At 48.1% G+C, this 16,200-nt stretch carries 15 protein-coding genes; 7 read left to right on the top strand and 8 right to left on the bottom strand.

What is annotated here, in order from left to right; all coding sequences use genetic code 11:
• Positions 1-84: 84 nt before the first annotated feature.
• From RQM65_RS18085 to RQM65_RS18075, 3 genes are all read left to right on the top strand, one after another.
• Complete coding sequence (locus tag RQM65_RS18085; protein ID WP_314017026.1) at positions 85-1,605, top strand: DEAD/DEAH box helicase; 1,521 nt, start codon at positions 85-87, stop codon at positions 1,603-1,605.
• Positions 1,606-1,751: 146 nt separating this feature from the next.
• Positions 1,752-2,834, top strand: coding sequence for a chorismate synthase (gene aroC / locus RQM65_RS18080; protein WP_314017025.1), 1,083 nt, complete (start codon positions 1,752-1,754; stop codon positions 2,832-2,834).
• A gap of 81 nt (positions 2,835-2,915) precedes the next feature.
• Positions 2,916-4,241: a dicarboxylate/amino acid:cation symporter gene (locus RQM65_RS18075; protein ID WP_314017024.1), complete on the top strand. Its 1,326-nt coding sequence runs from the start codon at positions 2,916-2,918 to the stop codon at positions 4,239-4,241.
• Between the two features lie 46 nt (positions 4,242-4,287).
• On the opposite strand, the gene RQM65_RS18070 is transcribed toward RQM65_RS18075, so the two are convergent.
• The 3 genes from RQM65_RS18070 to RQM65_RS18060 form a co-directional block, all read right to left on the bottom strand.
• Positions 4,288-5,073, bottom strand: coding sequence for a DUF1206 domain-containing protein (locus tag RQM65_RS18070; RefSeq protein WP_314017023.1), 786 nt, complete (start codon positions 5,071-5,073; stop codon positions 4,288-4,290).
• A gap of 97 nt (positions 5,074-5,170) precedes the next feature.
• A complete protein-coding gene (locus RQM65_RS18065; protein WP_314017022.1) occupies positions 5,171-5,578 on the bottom strand; it encodes a thiol-disulfide oxidoreductase DCC family protein in 408 nt (135 codons plus the stop codon).
• On the bottom strand, positions 5,575-7,752 hold the full coding sequence (locus tag RQM65_RS18060; protein ID WP_314017020.1) for an endonuclease MutS2: 2,178 nt from the start codon (positions 7,750-7,752) through the stop codon (positions 5,575-5,577). The genes RQM65_RS18065 and RQM65_RS18060 overlap by 4 nt, the downstream gene beginning before the upstream one ends.
• Positions 7,753-7,852: 100 nt before the next feature.
• On the opposite strand from RQM65_RS18060, the gene ung reads away from it, so the two are divergent.
• A complete protein-coding gene (gene ung / locus RQM65_RS18055; RefSeq protein WP_314017019.1) occupies positions 7,853-8,518 on the top strand; it encodes a uracil-DNA glycosylase in 666 nt (221 codons plus the stop codon).
• Between the two features lie 45 nt (positions 8,519-8,563).
• Here ung and RQM65_RS18050 read toward each other — a convergent pair whose 3' ends face one another.
• The 5 genes from RQM65_RS18050 to RQM65_RS18030 form a co-directional block, all read right to left on the bottom strand.
• Positions 8,564-9,409, bottom strand: a complete 846-nt coding sequence (locus tag RQM65_RS18050; protein WP_314017017.1) for a substrate-binding domain-containing protein — start codon at positions 9,407-9,409, stop codon at positions 8,564-8,566.
• A gap of 51 nt (positions 9,410-9,460) precedes the next feature.
• On the bottom strand, positions 9,461-10,327 hold the full coding sequence (locus RQM65_RS18045) for a nucleoside phosphorylase (RefSeq protein ID WP_314017015.1): 867 nt from the start codon (positions 10,325-10,327) through the stop codon (positions 9,461-9,463).
• A 1-nt stretch (position 10,328) separates the two neighbouring features.
• On the bottom strand, positions 10,329-11,261 hold the full coding sequence (locus tag RQM65_RS18040; RefSeq protein ID WP_314017014.1) for a DUF1835 domain-containing protein: 933 nt from the start codon (positions 11,259-11,261) through the stop codon (positions 10,329-10,331).
• A 114-nt stretch (positions 11,262-11,375) separates the two neighbouring features.
• On the bottom strand, positions 11,376-11,705 hold the full coding sequence (locus RQM65_RS18035; RefSeq protein ID WP_314017012.1) for a translation initiation factor: 330 nt from the start codon (positions 11,703-11,705) through the stop codon (positions 11,376-11,378).
• A 33-nt stretch (positions 11,706-11,738) separates the two neighbouring features.
• Positions 11,739-12,692: an isopenicillin N synthase family dioxygenase gene (locus RQM65_RS18030; protein WP_314017011.1), complete on the bottom strand. Its 954-nt coding sequence runs from the start codon at positions 12,690-12,692 to the stop codon at positions 11,739-11,741.
• Between the two features lie 157 nt (positions 12,693-12,849).
• Here RQM65_RS18030 and RQM65_RS18025 point away from each other — a divergent pair, with 157 nt between their 5' ends.
• From RQM65_RS18025 to RQM65_RS18015, 3 genes are all read left to right on the top strand, one after another.
• Entirely contained in the window at positions 12,850-14,826 is a 1,977-nt protein-coding gene (locus RQM65_RS18025) for an alpha-ketoacid dehydrogenase subunit alpha/beta (RefSeq protein WP_314017010.1), read from the top strand.
• A 158-nt stretch (positions 14,827-14,984) separates the two neighbouring features.
• Positions 14,985-15,464 (top strand): lipocalin-like domain-containing protein, encoded by a 480-nt coding sequence (locus tag RQM65_RS18020; RefSeq protein ID WP_314017009.1) that lies wholly within the window; start codon positions 14,985-14,987, stop codon positions 15,462-15,464.
• Between the two features lie 27 nt (positions 15,465-15,491).
• Complete coding sequence (locus RQM65_RS18015) at positions 15,492-16,187, top strand: YiaD family glycine zipper/OmpA-like lipoprotein (RefSeq protein ID WP_314017008.1); 696 nt, start codon at positions 15,492-15,494, stop codon at positions 16,185-16,187.
• Positions 16,188-16,200: the final 13 nt, after the last annotated feature.

Raw genomic sequence — 16,200 nt, 5'->3', positions numbered from 1 at the left:
AAAGGCAAATTTCCTTTAATTTTGCGAAATTGAACTTGTCCCAAGGCCTTTGAGATGCTTGGACGCTAAAATGCAACGACCTACTTGGAACTACAGCAAGACACCCCCGAAAAGACCCTGGAAAAAACCCTGTACGATTATCAGGAAGAGGACCTGAACACCATTTTCGAGCATTTAAAGGAATCCTCGAACGGCAATTTGCTCTACCAATTGCCCACTGGGGGCGGCAAGACGGTGGTTTTCTCCGAAATTGCCCGTCGCTATATCGAGCAGACCGGAAAAAAGGTGGTGGTGCTGACCCACCGCATCGAGCTGAGCCGGCAGACCTCTAAAATGCTCAACGGGTTCGGGGTAAAGAACAAGGTTATCAATAGCGAGGTCAAGGAATTCAAGGATCAGGACAATTTTATGTGTTTTGTAGCCATGGTCGAGACCCTTAACAACCGGCTGCAGGAAGAGAAGGTCGAAATCAAGGATATCGGGCTGGTCATCATCGATGAGGCGCATTACAATTCCTTCCGAAAATTGTTCAAATATTTTAAAAAATCCACCATTCTCGGGGTTACGGCCACGCCACTAAGTTCGAACATCAAGTTGCCGATGAAGGACAACTACCAAAAACTGATCGTGGGGGAATCTATCGAGGCCTTGATCGATAAGAAGTTTTTGGCGAAGGCCAACGTTTACAAATACGATGTGGGGCTACAGAGTTTGAAATTGGGCATCAGCGGGGATTATACGGTAAAGTCATCCGAAGAACTTTACGGAAACCATAGCATGCTAGGTAAATTGCTGGCCGCCTATCGCGAAATCGCGGAAGGCACCAAGACCCTGATATTCAATAATGGCATCAATACCTCGAGGTATGTCTATGACACCTTTAAGAAGGCCGGCTACAACATTCGCCACCTCGACAACAAGAACAATGCTACCGAACGTAAGGAAATCTTGGAATGGTTCGCCGAAACCCCCGATGCCATTTTGACTTCGGTCAGCATTCTGACCACCGGTTTCGATGAACCTACAGTGGAAACCATTATTTTGAACCGGGCTACCCGGTCGTTGACCCTATACTTTCAAATGATAGGGCGTGGGTCTCGGGTGTTGCCAGAGAAAGAGGAGTTCAATGTTATCGACCTAGGTAACAACGTCGCGCGTTTCGGACTGTGGAACGCTCCGATCGATTGGCAGGAAATCTTCCATTTTCCGGATTTTTATTTGGACAATATCAAGAACGACGAGGACATCGAGCGGGAATTTGTCTATGAAATGCCGGCGGAACTCAGGAAAAAATTCAGTAAGTCCAAAAATATCAGCTATGATATCAAAGCTGAATATAAAAAGGTTTTTGCAGAGGGGATGAAATCCAAAATCGTCCTTGAACGCAGCATCGAACAGCACGCCGAGATTTGTGTCGAGAATGCCGAGGATGTCTTTGACGCTCGAATGCTGGCCAAAGAACTCAAGGAAGAGATCGCCTATCGCGTACGACAATACTCCTATTGCATCATGAACAATACCAAAAACTATAAGGAATGGCTCGAAGAGGATTATGAACGCAAACTGCGCTCCAGTATTTCGAGGCGCTTTGCGGAGAAGATGTAGTGGGCAGGAGTGTTGGACGGTAGGAAACGATTGTATAAAGTTTAGGGCAATTTAAACCTGACTTTGGACCTTGAATAGCTACGAAGTAGCGATTAAACCTTAAATATTTTGTGCTCAATAGCAGTACTAACCCTTAATCTCTAATAATGGCAGGGAATTCTTTTGGCAACCTATTCAGACTGACCACCTTCGGGGAATCGCACGGCGTGGCCATCGGCGGAGTGCTCGATGGATGCCCCTCTGGCGTAGAAATTGACCTTGACGCCGTACAAAAGGAGATGGATCGACGCAAACCGGGACAGTCGGCAATCGTCACCCAAAGAAAAGAACCGGATACGGTGGAGTTTCTCTCCGGAATTTTTGAAGGGAGGACGACGGGCACCCCTATCGGTTTTGTCATTCGCAACACGAATCAGAAATCCCGCGACTATTCCCATATCAAGGATTCGTACCGCCCATCGCACGCCGATTATGTGTACGACCAGAAATACGGCTTTCGCGACTATCGGGGCGGCGGCCGTAGCTCGGCCCGTGAAACCGCGAGTAGGGTAGTAGCAGGGGCTATTGCCAAGCAATTTCTCTCTCAAATTAAGATCAACGCCTTCGTTTCTCAAGTAGGTAAAATGAAAATGGACGTTCCCTACCAGAAATTAGATCTTTCGATGATAGAATCCAACCCCGTACGCTGTCCCCATCCTGAAACAGCGGCCAAAATGGAGGACTACATCAAGAAAATCCGGAAAGAAGGCGATACCATAGGAGGTATCATTACCTGTGTCGCTCGGCAGGTGCCCATCGGCTTGGGCGAACCGGTCTTTGACAAACTACACGCCGAACTGGGCAAGGCCATGCTGTCGATCAACGCCGTTAAGGGGTTCGAATACGGTAGCGGATTCAAGGGGATTCAGATGAAAGGCAGCGAGCACAATGATCAGTTCAATTCGGATGGAAGTACCAAAACCAATTTTAGCGGTGGCGTTCAAGGCGGTATAAGCAACGGTATGGATATCTATTTCAACGTGGCCTTCAAGCCTGTAGCCACCATAATCCAGCCCTACGAGACCATTGATAAAGACGGAAATAAAGTAACCACCAAAGGCAAAGGCCGACACGATCCTTGCGTAGTACCACGGGCCGTGCCTATTGTAGAGGCCATGACGGCCCTGGTTTTAGCGGATTATACGCTTCTAAACCGTACCATCCGTTTAGACTACCGGCCGAAAAGTTAAGACTGAAGGTTCGTCCAACCTGGTCCGAACTTACCGGTTTCCTTCCAAAAAATAGTATCTTTCGCCCCTAAACCATTATATATGCGCAAACTTGAATTGCACTGGCAGATCCTGATCGGAATGCTGGCAGGCATCCTTTTCGGATTTGGAATGACCTATATTTCCTGGGGAAGGGATTTCGTTCAGGATTGGATCAACCCGTTCGGTACAATATTCGTCAAACTCCTTAAACTTATTGCAATTCCTCTTATTTTGGCCTCCCTGGTCAAGGGCATCTCCGACCTCAAGGACATTTCCAAGTTCCGAAATATCGGATTGCGCACTATTGTCATCTACATCTGTACTACCGTAATAGCCATCACCATTGGTCTTGTGTTGGTCAACGCTACTACGCCGGGCAGTGGCATCTCGAACGCTACCATCACTAAACTTACCGAAACTTATTCCAAAGAAAAAGACGTTACCGATAAACTGGATGAAGCAGCCAAACAGCAAGACAGTGGCCCCCTTCAGTTTTTGGAAGATATGGTGCCCGACAACGCTTTCGCCGCCCTTAGCGATAATAGCCTAATGCTCCAAGTTATCTTTTTTACCATTTTTTTGGGGATATCGATGTTGCTGATCGGGGAGAAAAAGGCAAAGCCGCTCAAAAAATTCTTCGACGCCCTAAATGAGGTCGTCTTAAAAATGGTGGATTTGATCATGCTTACCGCCCCGATCGCCGTGTTCGCATTATTGGCAAATGTGGTGGTCTCCTCGGGCGACCCGGACCTATTATTGGCCTTGCTTAAATATTCAGGCGTTGTGATACTCGGACTGGTATTGATGATTGTCTTCTACAGTCTGGTCGTGGGTACGTTTACCCGTTATAACCCCTTGACCTTTCTAAGGAAAATGGTACCTGCGCAACTTTTAGCTTTTTCAACAAGCTCCAGTGCAGCCACCTTACCGGTCACGATGGAAAGAGTGGAGGAACACATTGGCGTGGAAAAGGAGATTTCAAGTTTCGTGCTTCCCGTGGGGGCTACCATCAACATGGATGGCACCAGTCTGTATCAGGCCATTGCCGCTGTATTCATCGCCGAGGCCCTGAAGTTCGATCTGACCTTTGCCGATCAGTTGACCATTGTATTGACCGCCCTTTTGGCCTCGATCGGATCTGCTGCGGTACCGGGCGCTGGGATGGTGATGTTGGTCATTGTTCTGGAATCCATCGGGTTTCCACCGGACAAGCTCGCTATCGGGCTTGCGCTGATCTTTGCGGTCGACCGACCGTTGGATATGCTTAGGACCGTAGTCAATGTAACCGGGGATGCCACCGTTGCCATGATGGTAGCGAAATCGACCGGTTCGACCATCAAACCCAAGGTAAAGGATTGGGACGATAACATCGACGAGTTAAAGTGACGGCGTGTTCGCGAAACTTGAAAGTTCCGACTAGCGCCCCGCCAGATCATCCGTCGAATTTTCGATAACGGGCCATGGCGAACATATGGATGCCGTAGGAAATCAGGCCGATGGCCACTAATCCCAATAACCAGGATCCCGCAGCGTTATTTTGGATGAATGAAAAAGCTTCTTCCGTACCCCTCACTTTTTCGGAACCCCTAAGACTCCACCTGTATCCGGCGTTGAGGAAAAAATAGGCCACGACTCCGGTTATAATTCCGCGTGCAATTAGGCCCACGCGGCCCGTGTTCTTGACAAAGGCCCGTTTGGCATCGAGAGCGGAAGGCGAAATATAGAAGAGTTTGGTGTACCCTCCTTCATAGGCCATAAAAAATTGGTAAAAGGCCTTTCCTGTCAGGGACGCACCTATGATGTAAAAGACATATTTTCCCCAGTCGCCCAACTCTCTGGGACTACCGCCGCCCTGCTTGATCGGAACGTTCCAAAATATTTCATAGAGAGCGAAACCTCCCAAGCCTAAAAAAAAGAAGCCCGCGGTCAACAGTCCAATTCGAGTGAACCAACCATTTAGGTCGGAGCCGATATCCTCCGGATCCCGAATGCCTTGAACAAAACGCCAGAAGGAAAGACAAAGCAGGCCCAGACCCAAAACAGCGAGGATTACCTTTCCAAACGGTTGCTTTTCAAGAAATTCGACGACGTCGAACAATCCGGCTTTCTCGCCTCCCATATTCAAGGCCGAGGCAAGGGCGAGGCCCCCTACAGTGGCATAGACCGCCCCCTTTGCGATAAACCCGATAGTGGCAAGTTTTTTTAGATTGTCGTTCATCGTATTAATAGGTTTGGGGTGAGCTGACTTTCGAAAATTATTCTTGTCTTGCGTGTTCTGAAGCACCCAATTCAAACCATGATATTTCTCGAAACTATTACTCTAAAAATTTCGCCTTTAATTTCGGGGTCGGCACCATACATTCCTTCTTTCTTCCGTACCATTTATAGCGATTTCTGGCGACGAAATCATATACGAAATCGCGTAACCTGTGGGGAACGCCGGAGAGGAGAACGGAAAGCGTTCGAAACCCGCTCAGATGTTTTCCGATTTCCAACGTGGCATCGGATTTGGTATAGTACGCCACGCCCGGTTCGATTAGGATAAAGGAGTCTATACGTTCGGTGTCGATATGACGTTCGGAAATCAGCTTTTGACCAATCTCGCTTTGTAAGGGCGCGTATCGAAAGACATCCTTTTTATCCCGTTTGATGATAAATTGTATGGCCCCGTTACAGAGATTGCAGACCCCATCGAATAACAGTATTTTATGTGATTTTTTCATGTTTTTCCCTTCTTACCCACCAACTCCAACTGCTCCAGCCCAACGTGGGTCTTAAACTGCCCGTAGTTGACAATGGCCTTTTTCTTTTCAAGGGTGTCGATGCTCCCGACGGCCTTCCCGTCTTTTAGGCGGACCCGGTCGCCAATCTTGAAAACCGGTAAGGGCTTGTTCCTTTCCTTGATGACCGCCTTCTTCTTCGCTACTTTCTTTTTCTCCCGGATGTGCTTCACCTTGCTCCGTGCCTCTTGGGCCACTTCGGCATGTTTAGTTCGTTCGGCTTTGGCCGCTGCGGCGGATTTCTTCTTCCGTTTGCTGTTTTCGGTCTCCACGATGCGCAGCAGCTCCGATACCAAGGGGCGCTTTTTGTTTTCCTGAAAATATTTTGCCGCGGCCTTGTCCACTTTATTGCCCAAATGGATCATCCGCTGGTCGTGGTCGTAAAGCTCTTGGTAATTCTCGAGCTTGGACTTGATCTTGGCGTTGAGTTTTTCCAGTCGCTGGGCTTCTTCCCTAGCTTTCGATTCCTCTTCTTGTAGGCGGTCCCCCGTTTGCGCCATTTTACTCCGTTCTTTTTGAAGTTTGGCGATGGTTGCGTCGAAACGGACCTTCCCCCTTTCAATTTTCTTTTTGGCCTTGTTGATCAGGTTGTAGGGAATGCCGTTCTTTTGGGCCACCTCGAAGGTGAAGGAACTGCCCGCCTCCCCCAGAACCAATTGAAAGATGGGTTCAAGTGTTTTTCCATCAAAAAGCATATTGGCGTTAGTGGTATGCGGCAACTCGTCCGCCAATGCCTTTAAATTGGCGTAGTGGGTCGTAATCACCCCGAAGGATTCCCTTTTGTAGAACACCTCCAAAAAGGCTTCCGCCAAGGCCCCACCGAGTTCGGGATCACTGCCCGTACCGAACTCGTCGATCAAAAACAGGGTTTCGGCATCACATTTTCGCAAAAAGCGGTTCATGTTCTTGAGCCGGTAACTGTAAGTACTCAGATGGTTTTCGATGGACTGGTTATCCCCGATATCCGTTAAAACACGATTAAATAAACATGCAGAACTCCTTTCATGAACGGGGATTAACAGTCCCGATTGAAGCATTACCTGAAGTAGGCCAATGGTCTTCAGGGTAATGCTCTTGCCGCCCGCATTGGGACCTGAAATTACGATTATCCGGTTTTCGGGGTGCAATTCAATGGTCTGTGGCCAGGTTTTTTCACTATTTCGCTCATTGCTCAAATAGAGTAGGGGATGGTAAGCGTCCCGAAGGAACAAACGCTTTTTGGTGTTGATTTCCGGCAGCAGCGCGTTGGTATCTGACGCGTACCTGGCCTTGGCGGCGGTGATGTCCATATCCGCCAAAAAATCCTGATAATCCACCAGAAGCGGTGCGAAGGGACGTATGCGGTGCGTCAAAGTGTTCAGGATCCGCCTGATCTCCTCCTTTTCGTCGAATTCCAAATTGTTCAGTTCCCTGCTGTATTTCAGGGTGGTCTCGGGCTCGATATACACGATGCTTCCCGTTCTGGAAGTGCCCATTACCGTACCCTTTACTTTTTTCCGGTACATGGCCTTGACCGCCAATACCCTACGGTTCTCGACCACCGATTCCCGAATATCATCGAGATAGTCCGAACCGTGATAGGTATTCAGGGCGGAGGCAAAACTTTGTCCGATCTTGCTTTTTACTTGATTTATTTCCTGACGAATGGTCGATAGCTTATCCGAAGCACTGTCCTTCACCTCCCCGAAGCGGTCGATTATGGTGTCCACTTGGGTAGGAATGTCCCTGTTGGCCTCGATTTCTTCTGAAGATGCAAAAAGCAACGGATAGTATTCATTAAACTTTTTAAAGAACTTCTTGTGGGAATCCACGGTCTTACAAATACTTGCGATTTTTTGAAAGCCCGACACTTCTAAAGTAGTGTTCTCGATTTTCAACAGTTTTAATTCCTTGTCCACGGCATCAAAACCGTGGTTGGGAATCCTGTTTTCATTGACGAAGGAGGCCAGGTATTCCGAGGTTCGCCCCAGGGTCTCAAGCAAAGTTTCAGTATCGGAAATCGGTTTGATTCCCAAAGCCCTGGTCTTCCCCAGCCCGGTGTTGCAGCGGGTGGATACCTGTTGCAATACGGTGGGAAATTCAAGGTCTTGAAGTGTCTTTTTCGGAATTTTTACCATAAGATCAAAAATCGGTTGCAAAGGTAGGTAATTAGCATGTATCGCGCCGGGCCACGATTGCGTTACAATCCTTATTTTTGGATTTCCAATACAAGAAAATATGCCCGTAACCATAAAAGAAAGCTGGAAGCAACAACTCTCCCAAGAATTCCGACAGCCCTATTTCTCGGCTCTAATCCATTTTGTGAAAAAGGAATACGCCGAAAACACCTGCTATCCGCAGGGCAGTGATATTTTCGCGGCGTTTGAGCATTGTCCCTTTGACAGCACCAAAGTGGTTTTAATCGGACAAGATCCCTACCACGGTCCGGATCAGGCAAACGGACTCTGTTTTTCGGTGAAGGACGGGATAGCGCATCCCCCGTCCTTGATCAATATTTTTAAGGAATTGGAAAATGATGTGGGAAAGTCCTATCCGAAGAGCGGCGACCTGGAGCATTGGGCCAGGCAAGGCGTGCTTCTGCTCAATGCCACCTTGACGGTACGCGCCCGGAATGCGGGCAGCCACCAAAAGAAAGGATGGGAAGCCTTTACCGATGCCGTAATTCGCAAACTGTCCGATGAAAAGGGAGGTTTGGTGTTTTTGCTCTGGGGCGGATACGCCAAAAAGAAGGCCGCTTTGATCGACGAAGAAAAACACTATATCCTGACTTCGGGGCACCCCTCGCCTTTGAGTGCCAATCGGGGCTATTGGTTCGGGAACGGACATTTTAGCCAAACCAACGAAATCCTCAAAAAAATAGGAAAACGGCCGATCGAGTGGTAATCCTAAGGTTGAAAAATTGGGCCCGTTAGCGACTTTCGCAACCGTTTAATTTAGAATTTGGTCAACTGGTATAGTTTTGTCGATCAACTTTAAATTGTTTAGTGTACGCTGCACGTTATCAATATTTTGCGTTGATATCTGTTCTTGGCTCCATTCCGTGAGGGATAGCCATTCACGAATGTCTTCCAGCTCTTGTCCGTAGCGATTGGCGAGGGTTCGGTCGATACTGGGAATCTCCTTAAACTCTGAGGTGTAACCGTTGATAACGTCCAAAATATGGTCCAACGTACCGGAATGTTCTTCTAGGAAATCCGTTGTTGCCGCCACCATAAAGCAGGGCCACGGGGTGGGACGGTCGGCCAATCTGCGGAAGATGCCTTTATCGACCAGCGGCTTTGTGGTAAAATGTTCCCACATGAAATAATCCGCTGTCCCGTTGGTAAGCGCTTTAATGGCGCCTTCTAAATCGTCGATGACCTCGAACTTCAAGCTATCGGTATCCCAATGCTCTTTTTCGGCGTTTACATAGGCCATGAGATGGCTCCCACTGCCAAAACGGCTGATGGCCGTTTTAGTCCGATTCAGGTCCGCCACGGAAGTGTAGTCGCTCTTGGCACCCACGTGAATGCCCCAGAGGAGGGGCGTGGCAATATATTCCTGCACGATTCGGGTCGGGTTTCCTGCGGCAATGCCTTTGACGATGCCCTCGGTCAAGATGATGGCCAGATCGGTTTCTCCTTTTTGCAACATCTGGTTCATTCTTCCCGTACCTTCGGGTATGTCGGTCCATTGCAAATCGATACCGCGATCTTCAAAAGCCCCTTCTTCAATGGCCATATGCCAAGGAAGGTTAAAATGCTCGGGGACTCCTACTATATTTACTTTTTTCATAAAGATTATTTTTCAGCTGTTGATCGCGATTAGAGAATTACAACCAAACTATTACCCACAGATTTTTTCGAGGCAATAGCCTATGAGGTCCCGGGTCGCTTTTTTGGGATTTGCAGAAAACTCCCCCGTACTCCGGTTGGCTAGGATACAGTTCATCGAAACGGCACGGTGGCCCAGCAGTTTTGAGAGCCCATAAATTCCCGATGTCTCCATTTCCATATTGGTAATCTTGAGTTCCGCGAATTTGAAATCCTTCAGCCCTTCCATAAAACGGTCGTTGTGCGTCTGAAGCCTCAATTTTCTGCCTTGGGGACCGTAGAATCCAGTATTGGTAAGCGTTATCCCCAATCGTATACGATTTGAAAGAAGCTTTTTTGCTATCACCGCATCACATTCAACGGCATAGGGCTCCGCTTTTTTGCTCGACCAGCCGGTATGCGCCGCAAAGGCCTCCGCCATTTCCGTGTACTGGACAGCTGTGGAATGGTAAAAATGAAGTAAACCGTCTAGGCCGATGGCGTATTCGCTCATCAAGAAGGAATCCAAGGGAATATCGGGCTGTATCGCCCCGGAGGTACCGATACGGACAATGTCCAACTTTTTCTTTTTGGAATGCAGCGTCCGCGATTTAAAATCGATGTTGACCAAGGCATCGAGTTCGTTGAGGACAATATCGATATTGTCCGTTCCTATCCCGGTAGAGACCACGCTCAGCCGTTTTCCGTTAAGAATGCCGGTATGGGTACGGAATTCCCGTTTGCCTTTCTTGATTTCCACCGTTTCGAAAAACGAGGATACCTCTGATACACGGTCGGGGTCGCCCACGGTGATAACGGTATCCGCAAGATCTTCCGGTAACAGGTTCAGATGGTAAATGCTACCGTCGGGATTAAGGATAAGCTCGGAGGTACCTAACATTCTAGAGCTTCAGGATCCTACTCGTATCGGTGTTGTAGAGAAAGTTGTATTTCAGGGCGCCGCCCAAATAGACATCATTATCACGAAGACGGGAATAATAACTGGTTTGGTTATCGAGAATCTGTTTTCCTTTTTTGGTCAGTCGTACGGGCTTAAATGAAGAAAATAAGGGTTTTAATCGATCGAGTGCCCTTTCGTACTGCGAATCGCCAAAGCCCAAAATAAGTTGGTTCTCAAGAATATCGTTCAAAAAAGTTGTCCGGTTAATAGGCTTTCTCTCCTCGGCCAACCGTAGCATAGCATTCTCCATTCCGTTCAGTCCGTTCTTAATGCTAGGGAACCGGTGTAGATGGGCCTGTATCGCGCCATCGAGATAATCGAACTGGTAGTCGGAATAGTCCGTAAGGTTTTCAAGACGGATGGGATTGTCACTGCAATAGAGTTGCCACACATAATCGGCGTATTCGATATCGTCCTGATTCAGTTCCACCTTGTTCTCGTAACGTTGCATCAACTGTTCGTCGCTCAGGTCGTGCAAGCTGTACATCTTCTGGGAGTCATCTTCCTTACCGGAACAGACCAAAGAAATCTGGGCATACTTTCGATTTGTCTTGAGCCAACTGAGCACGGCCAACATATTGATTTGGCAGAAGAGGTCGTAATCGAACCAAAGTACGATTTCGTCTTGTTGTTTGTGGTTGCAAAGGGAGCGGTATTCCTTTAACGTCTTTTCGACGAACCAGGATTTGGAAATTTTGTAATTTTTATTGAGGAATTCGAAGCGCGTCTTCCAAAAGGACTCACTGCCCACACTCGTCAGCGTTTTTCCCTCGCAGAGCATTTCGCGCCAGGTAATAATATCACCTTTAAGTGAGAGGGATTTTAATTTATCCGTAAATTTATCTCCGTTGGTGATGTGCAGCAGGGAACTCATGCGGAATGTAGTTTAGGTTCTCAAGGATTAAATGTACTATTAAATAAAAACAAACAAAAATAAACGATAAAAATTGTACTTTATTTTTTGTATGGCACTAGAAAATCTCGATGTTTAGCCTCCCACCCGCTTGACCGAAAAGCCTTTCTGCTTCAGGATTTCCATAATCCGGGCCCTGTAATCCCCTTGGATGATGATTTTCCCGTTCTTAAAGCTTCCTCCCACGCCGAGCTCGGTCTTCAATTCCTTGGCCAATTTCCTGAAATCGCTCTGGGCACCGTTATAACCGTCCAAGATCGTAATCGGCTTTCCCCTGCGCTTTTCGTACTTGCAAAGAATCGGATCGTCTTGAAGCCAGATATCGTCTTTCTTTTCGGGCTGCTTCTCGTCTTCCGGAACCTCATGTTCTGGAAAAAGATTTTTCAATTGGTCTTTTAAGTCCATGACCTCATTTTAAGCTTTGTCAAAGTACTCGTTCTATTTTTTCTCCACAAGCCCAAGCTCCACAAGCCGTTCGTGCAAATATTCGCCGGCGGTACTATCCTCGAATTGTTTCGGATGTTCTTCGTCCACGCAGTTCTCAAGACAATCCAACGGCATGTCGCTTACGGGATGCATAAAAAAGGGTATCGAGTAGCGTGAAGTGCCCCATTGCTCCCGAGGGGGATTGATGACTTTGTGAATGGTGGATTTCAGCTTATTGTTCGTCAACCGCGAGAGCATATCGCCTACATTGATCATTAGCTCGTTCGGGGCGGCGATGGCATCGATCCATTCCCCTTGGTGGTTCTTCACCTGAAGACCGCGGCCTTGGGCGCCCATCAGCAAGGTAATCAGGTTGATGTCGCCGTGTGCGGCCGCCCGTTCCGCATTTTTTGGTTCTTCAGTGATGGGCGGGTAGTGAATGGGCCGTAAGATGGAATTACCGTTCTTGATATATTCGTCGAAATAGTCTTCCTCCAAATTCAAATGCAAGGCCAGGGCCCTCAGCACGTATTTTGCCGTTTTCTCCAACATCTTATAGGTCTCTTTGCCCACGGCATTGAAATCGGGCAATTCGGTAACGGTGACATTGTCGGGATATTCCCTTTCCAGTTCGGGATTGTCCTCCACGTATTGCCCGAAATGCCAGAACTCCTTTAAGTCCCCTTCTTTTCTGCCCTTAGCGTGTTCTTTTCCGAAGGAGGTGTAACCGCGTTGCCCTCCGATACCTTCGATTTCATACTTGTCTTTCGTCTCCTGATCCAGCGCGAAAAACTTTTTGATTTCCTCATATAGCTTGTCCACCAGTTCTTCAGATAGAAAATGGCCGCTTAGGGCGACAAAACCGATATCCTCGAAGGCCGCACCGATTTCCTGAATAAATTTTTGCTTGCGTTTTGGGTCGTCGGATACGAAGTCCCGTAGGTCAACGCTGGGTATGGCATTCATAGCTGTATTTTAAAAGTTGGACCAAAGTTAAGAAAATTGAGATCAACCTTGGGTTTAGCCCAAATCTTCGTTTCAGCCCTGGCAGGTCAATCCATCGGATAGCCTCGATAGTGATACATCTTTTCCTTAATTTTAGCGGTTATTAGAAAGTACGTCCATGAAATATCGAAGGGAAAATTACGACGACGCCACGCTGGTGCAGCTCTATCGGCGCATGCTTAAACCGCGGTTGATCGAAGAGAAGATGCTGATCTTGTTACGGCAGGGCAAGATTTCCAAATGGTTCAGTGGTATCGGACAAGAAGCCATTTCGATAGGGGTGGCCAGCGCAATGGACAAAGAGGAATATATATTGCCCATGCACCGCAACCTGGGGGTTTTTACGACCCGGGAAATTCCCTTACAGCAGCTCTTTTCACAATGGCAGGGCAAGGCAGGGGGATTCACCAAGGGCCGTGACCGTAGCTTCCACTTCGGTACGCAGGAGTACAAGGTGGTAGGCATGATTTCCCATTTGGGACCCCAATTGGGCGTTGCCGATGGCATTGCCCTTGCCGACCTACTGCAAGGGAGGGAACGGGTCACGGCGGTCTTTACCGGGGAGGGCGGTACGAGCGAAGGTGATTTTCACGAAGCCCTGAATATCGCCTCCGTCTGGCAGCTTCCAGTGATTTTTTGTATCGAGAACAACGGATACGGCCTGTCCACCCCCACTAGCGAACAGTACAATTGTAAAGACCTATCGGATAGGGGTATAGGCTATGGGATGGAATCGTATACGATTGACGGGAACAATGTTTTGGAAGTATTCGGGAAGGTGGATGCCCTCTGTAAACGGATAAGAAAGCATCCGCAACCCGTGCTGTTGGAATTCCGGACGTTTCGGATGCGCGGCCACGAAGAAGCCAGCGGCACGAAGTATGTGCCGGATGAGTTGATGGCGACCTGGGGCGCAAAAGATCCCATTGCCAACTACGAAGCTTTTTTGGCAAGGGAAGGCTTATTGAACAGCGCCCAAATAGATGCGTTTAAATCCGAAATCAATTCTGAGATCAACGAGCACTTACAATTTGCGACCCGGGAATCGCCCGTAAGCTTTAATCAAAGCAACGAATTAAAGGACGTTTACAAACAGTTTGAAGTTGAGCAGGTTGCCCCGAAGGATAAAATGGAAAACATACGCCTTGTGGATGCCGTTTCCCAAGGTTTGAAACAATCCATGGAGGCCCATGACAACTTAGTGATTATGGGACAGGATATCGCGGAATACGGCGGGGTGTTTAAAATTACGGATGGCTTTGCCGATGCCTTCGGAAAAGATAGGGTGCGGAACACTCCGATTTGCGAATCCGCCATTGTATCGGCGGCAATGGGACTCTCCATCAACGGCATGAAGGCCGTGGTGGAGATGCAATTTGCGGATTTTGCCAGTAGCGGCTTTAATCCGATCGTGAACTACCTCGCCAAATCACATTACCGTTGGGGTGCCAACGCCGATGTGGTCATCCGTATGCCCTGCGGGGGCGATGTGGGCGCCGGTCCCTTTCACTCCCAGACCAATGAGGCCTGGTTTACCAAGACCCCGGGACTCAAAGTGGCCTATCCCGCCTTTCCTTATGATGCAAAGGGACTTCTGGCGACGGCTATCAATGATCCCAATCCCGTGCTATTTTTTGAACATAAGGGCCTGTATCGAAGCATATATCAAGATGTTCCGACGGATTATTACACCCTGCCCTTTGGAAAGGCGACCTTGCTGAGAAAAGGCGATCAGATTACCATCGTTTCCTACGGGGCGGGGGTGCATTGGGCACTAAGGACTTTGGAAGAGCATCCGGACATCGAGGCCGACCTTATCGATTTACGTACGTTGATGCCCTTGGATATGGCTACCATTTATACATCCCTCGAAAAAACCGGGAAACTGATTATCCTACAAGAAGATAGTCTGTTCGGGGGCATTGCCAGTGATATATCCGCCTTGGTCATGGAAAACCGTTTTGAGTATTTGGACGGTCCCATCAAACGGGTCGCCAGTTTGGAAACTCCCATCCCTTTCTCCAAAAATCTGGAAGACGGTTATCTCCCCAAACAAAGGTTCGTCACGGCACTTCTAGAGCTGTTGGCATACTAGCTCTGGTCGGTAGTTGCAATCGAGCCAATATATTCTTGGTTTACAGCAACAATAAACGCCGATAAAAATCAACTTTGTGGTAATTTAAACCTTGGATGTCCGTTTCATCGTATAAGCATGCAAGTATTTTTTAGCAACAACCTTTTAAACAGAGATTTATGATTAGAAATAGTATTGTATTATTTGCAGCAAGCCTGCTTATGTTTTCATGTTCTACCTCGAAACAAGTTCGGAACGACCGCAAAATGGTCGATGGAACCTGGACGCTTGACAATGTCGGATATGAGGGCAGCGAAGGCGATTTCAAGGCACAACTGTTCGACGATGCTTCCGCGGTATGCTTTGAGGGCAGTACCTGGTTTTTCAGGAACAATAACAGCACCGGGAACTACACGATCCAACCGGGAAGCCTGTGTTCGGGTGGCCAGCGCAATATCCGTTGGTCCATCATCGAAAATCAAGGTGGCGGCGAACAGTTACAGTTCAAGTACATCGACGAGAAGAAAAACGATATTTACGGCAAACAGGGCTACCGGTTGGATGTAGTGTCCTTGGCCCCCTCCCAAATGACCTTGAAATCGAATGTGACGGTCGAGGGCGATCCCGTTTCCGTAATTTATGAGTTCAGCCGTCAGTAAATAATTTTTAACTAATAATTCAGACCTATGAAACGTATATTCTTAAAATCGACCTACCTGGTCATGGCGCTCGCCATGGTGATGGGTTGTAATACCGTAAAAAACGCGAACAACAAACAAAAAGGAGCCGCCATCGGTGCCGGAAGCGGTGCCGCGATCGGAGGCGTTATAGGCAATAATGTCGGAGATGGCAACAATACCGTATTGGGTGCCATTTTAGGTGCAGCAGTGGGTGGCGTAGCCGGTGGATTTATCGGAAACCGTATGGACCGACAGGCGGAACGTATCGAAACAGAAATTCCGGGGGCCGAGGTGACCAGGGTCGGGGAAGGCATTAATGTTACCTTTAACGAAGGGCAAGGGGTGCACTTCGATACCGATAAATCGGACGTAAAAGGCACTTCGGTGAGTACGCTCAATAGCATGGCCGAGATTTTGAAGGAATATCCTAAGACCAACATATTGGTAGAAGGCCATACGGACAGTGCCGGTCCCGATGCCTATAACATGGACCTTTCCAAAAAACGGGCAACCTCGGTGACCGATTATCTGGTTTCCCAAGGTATCGACAGAAGTCGATTCACCACCAAATGGTATGGCGAGAATCAACCTGTAGCCGACAATACCACTAAAGAAGGCAAGGCGCAAAACCGCCGGGTCGAGATGGCCATCGTGGCGAGTGATGCCCTGAAACAAGAAGCCCAGCAGCAGGTAAAGGGATAAAATCCAATAGTTT

Source organism: Pricia mediterranea, from assembly GCF_032248455.1.
Lineage (GTDB): Bacteria > Bacteroidota > Bacteroidia > Flavobacteriales > Flavobacteriaceae > Pricia > Pricia mediterranea.
Note: the sequence above shows the minus strand (reverse complement) of the source record. Positions and strands in the feature narration are given on the sequence as shown.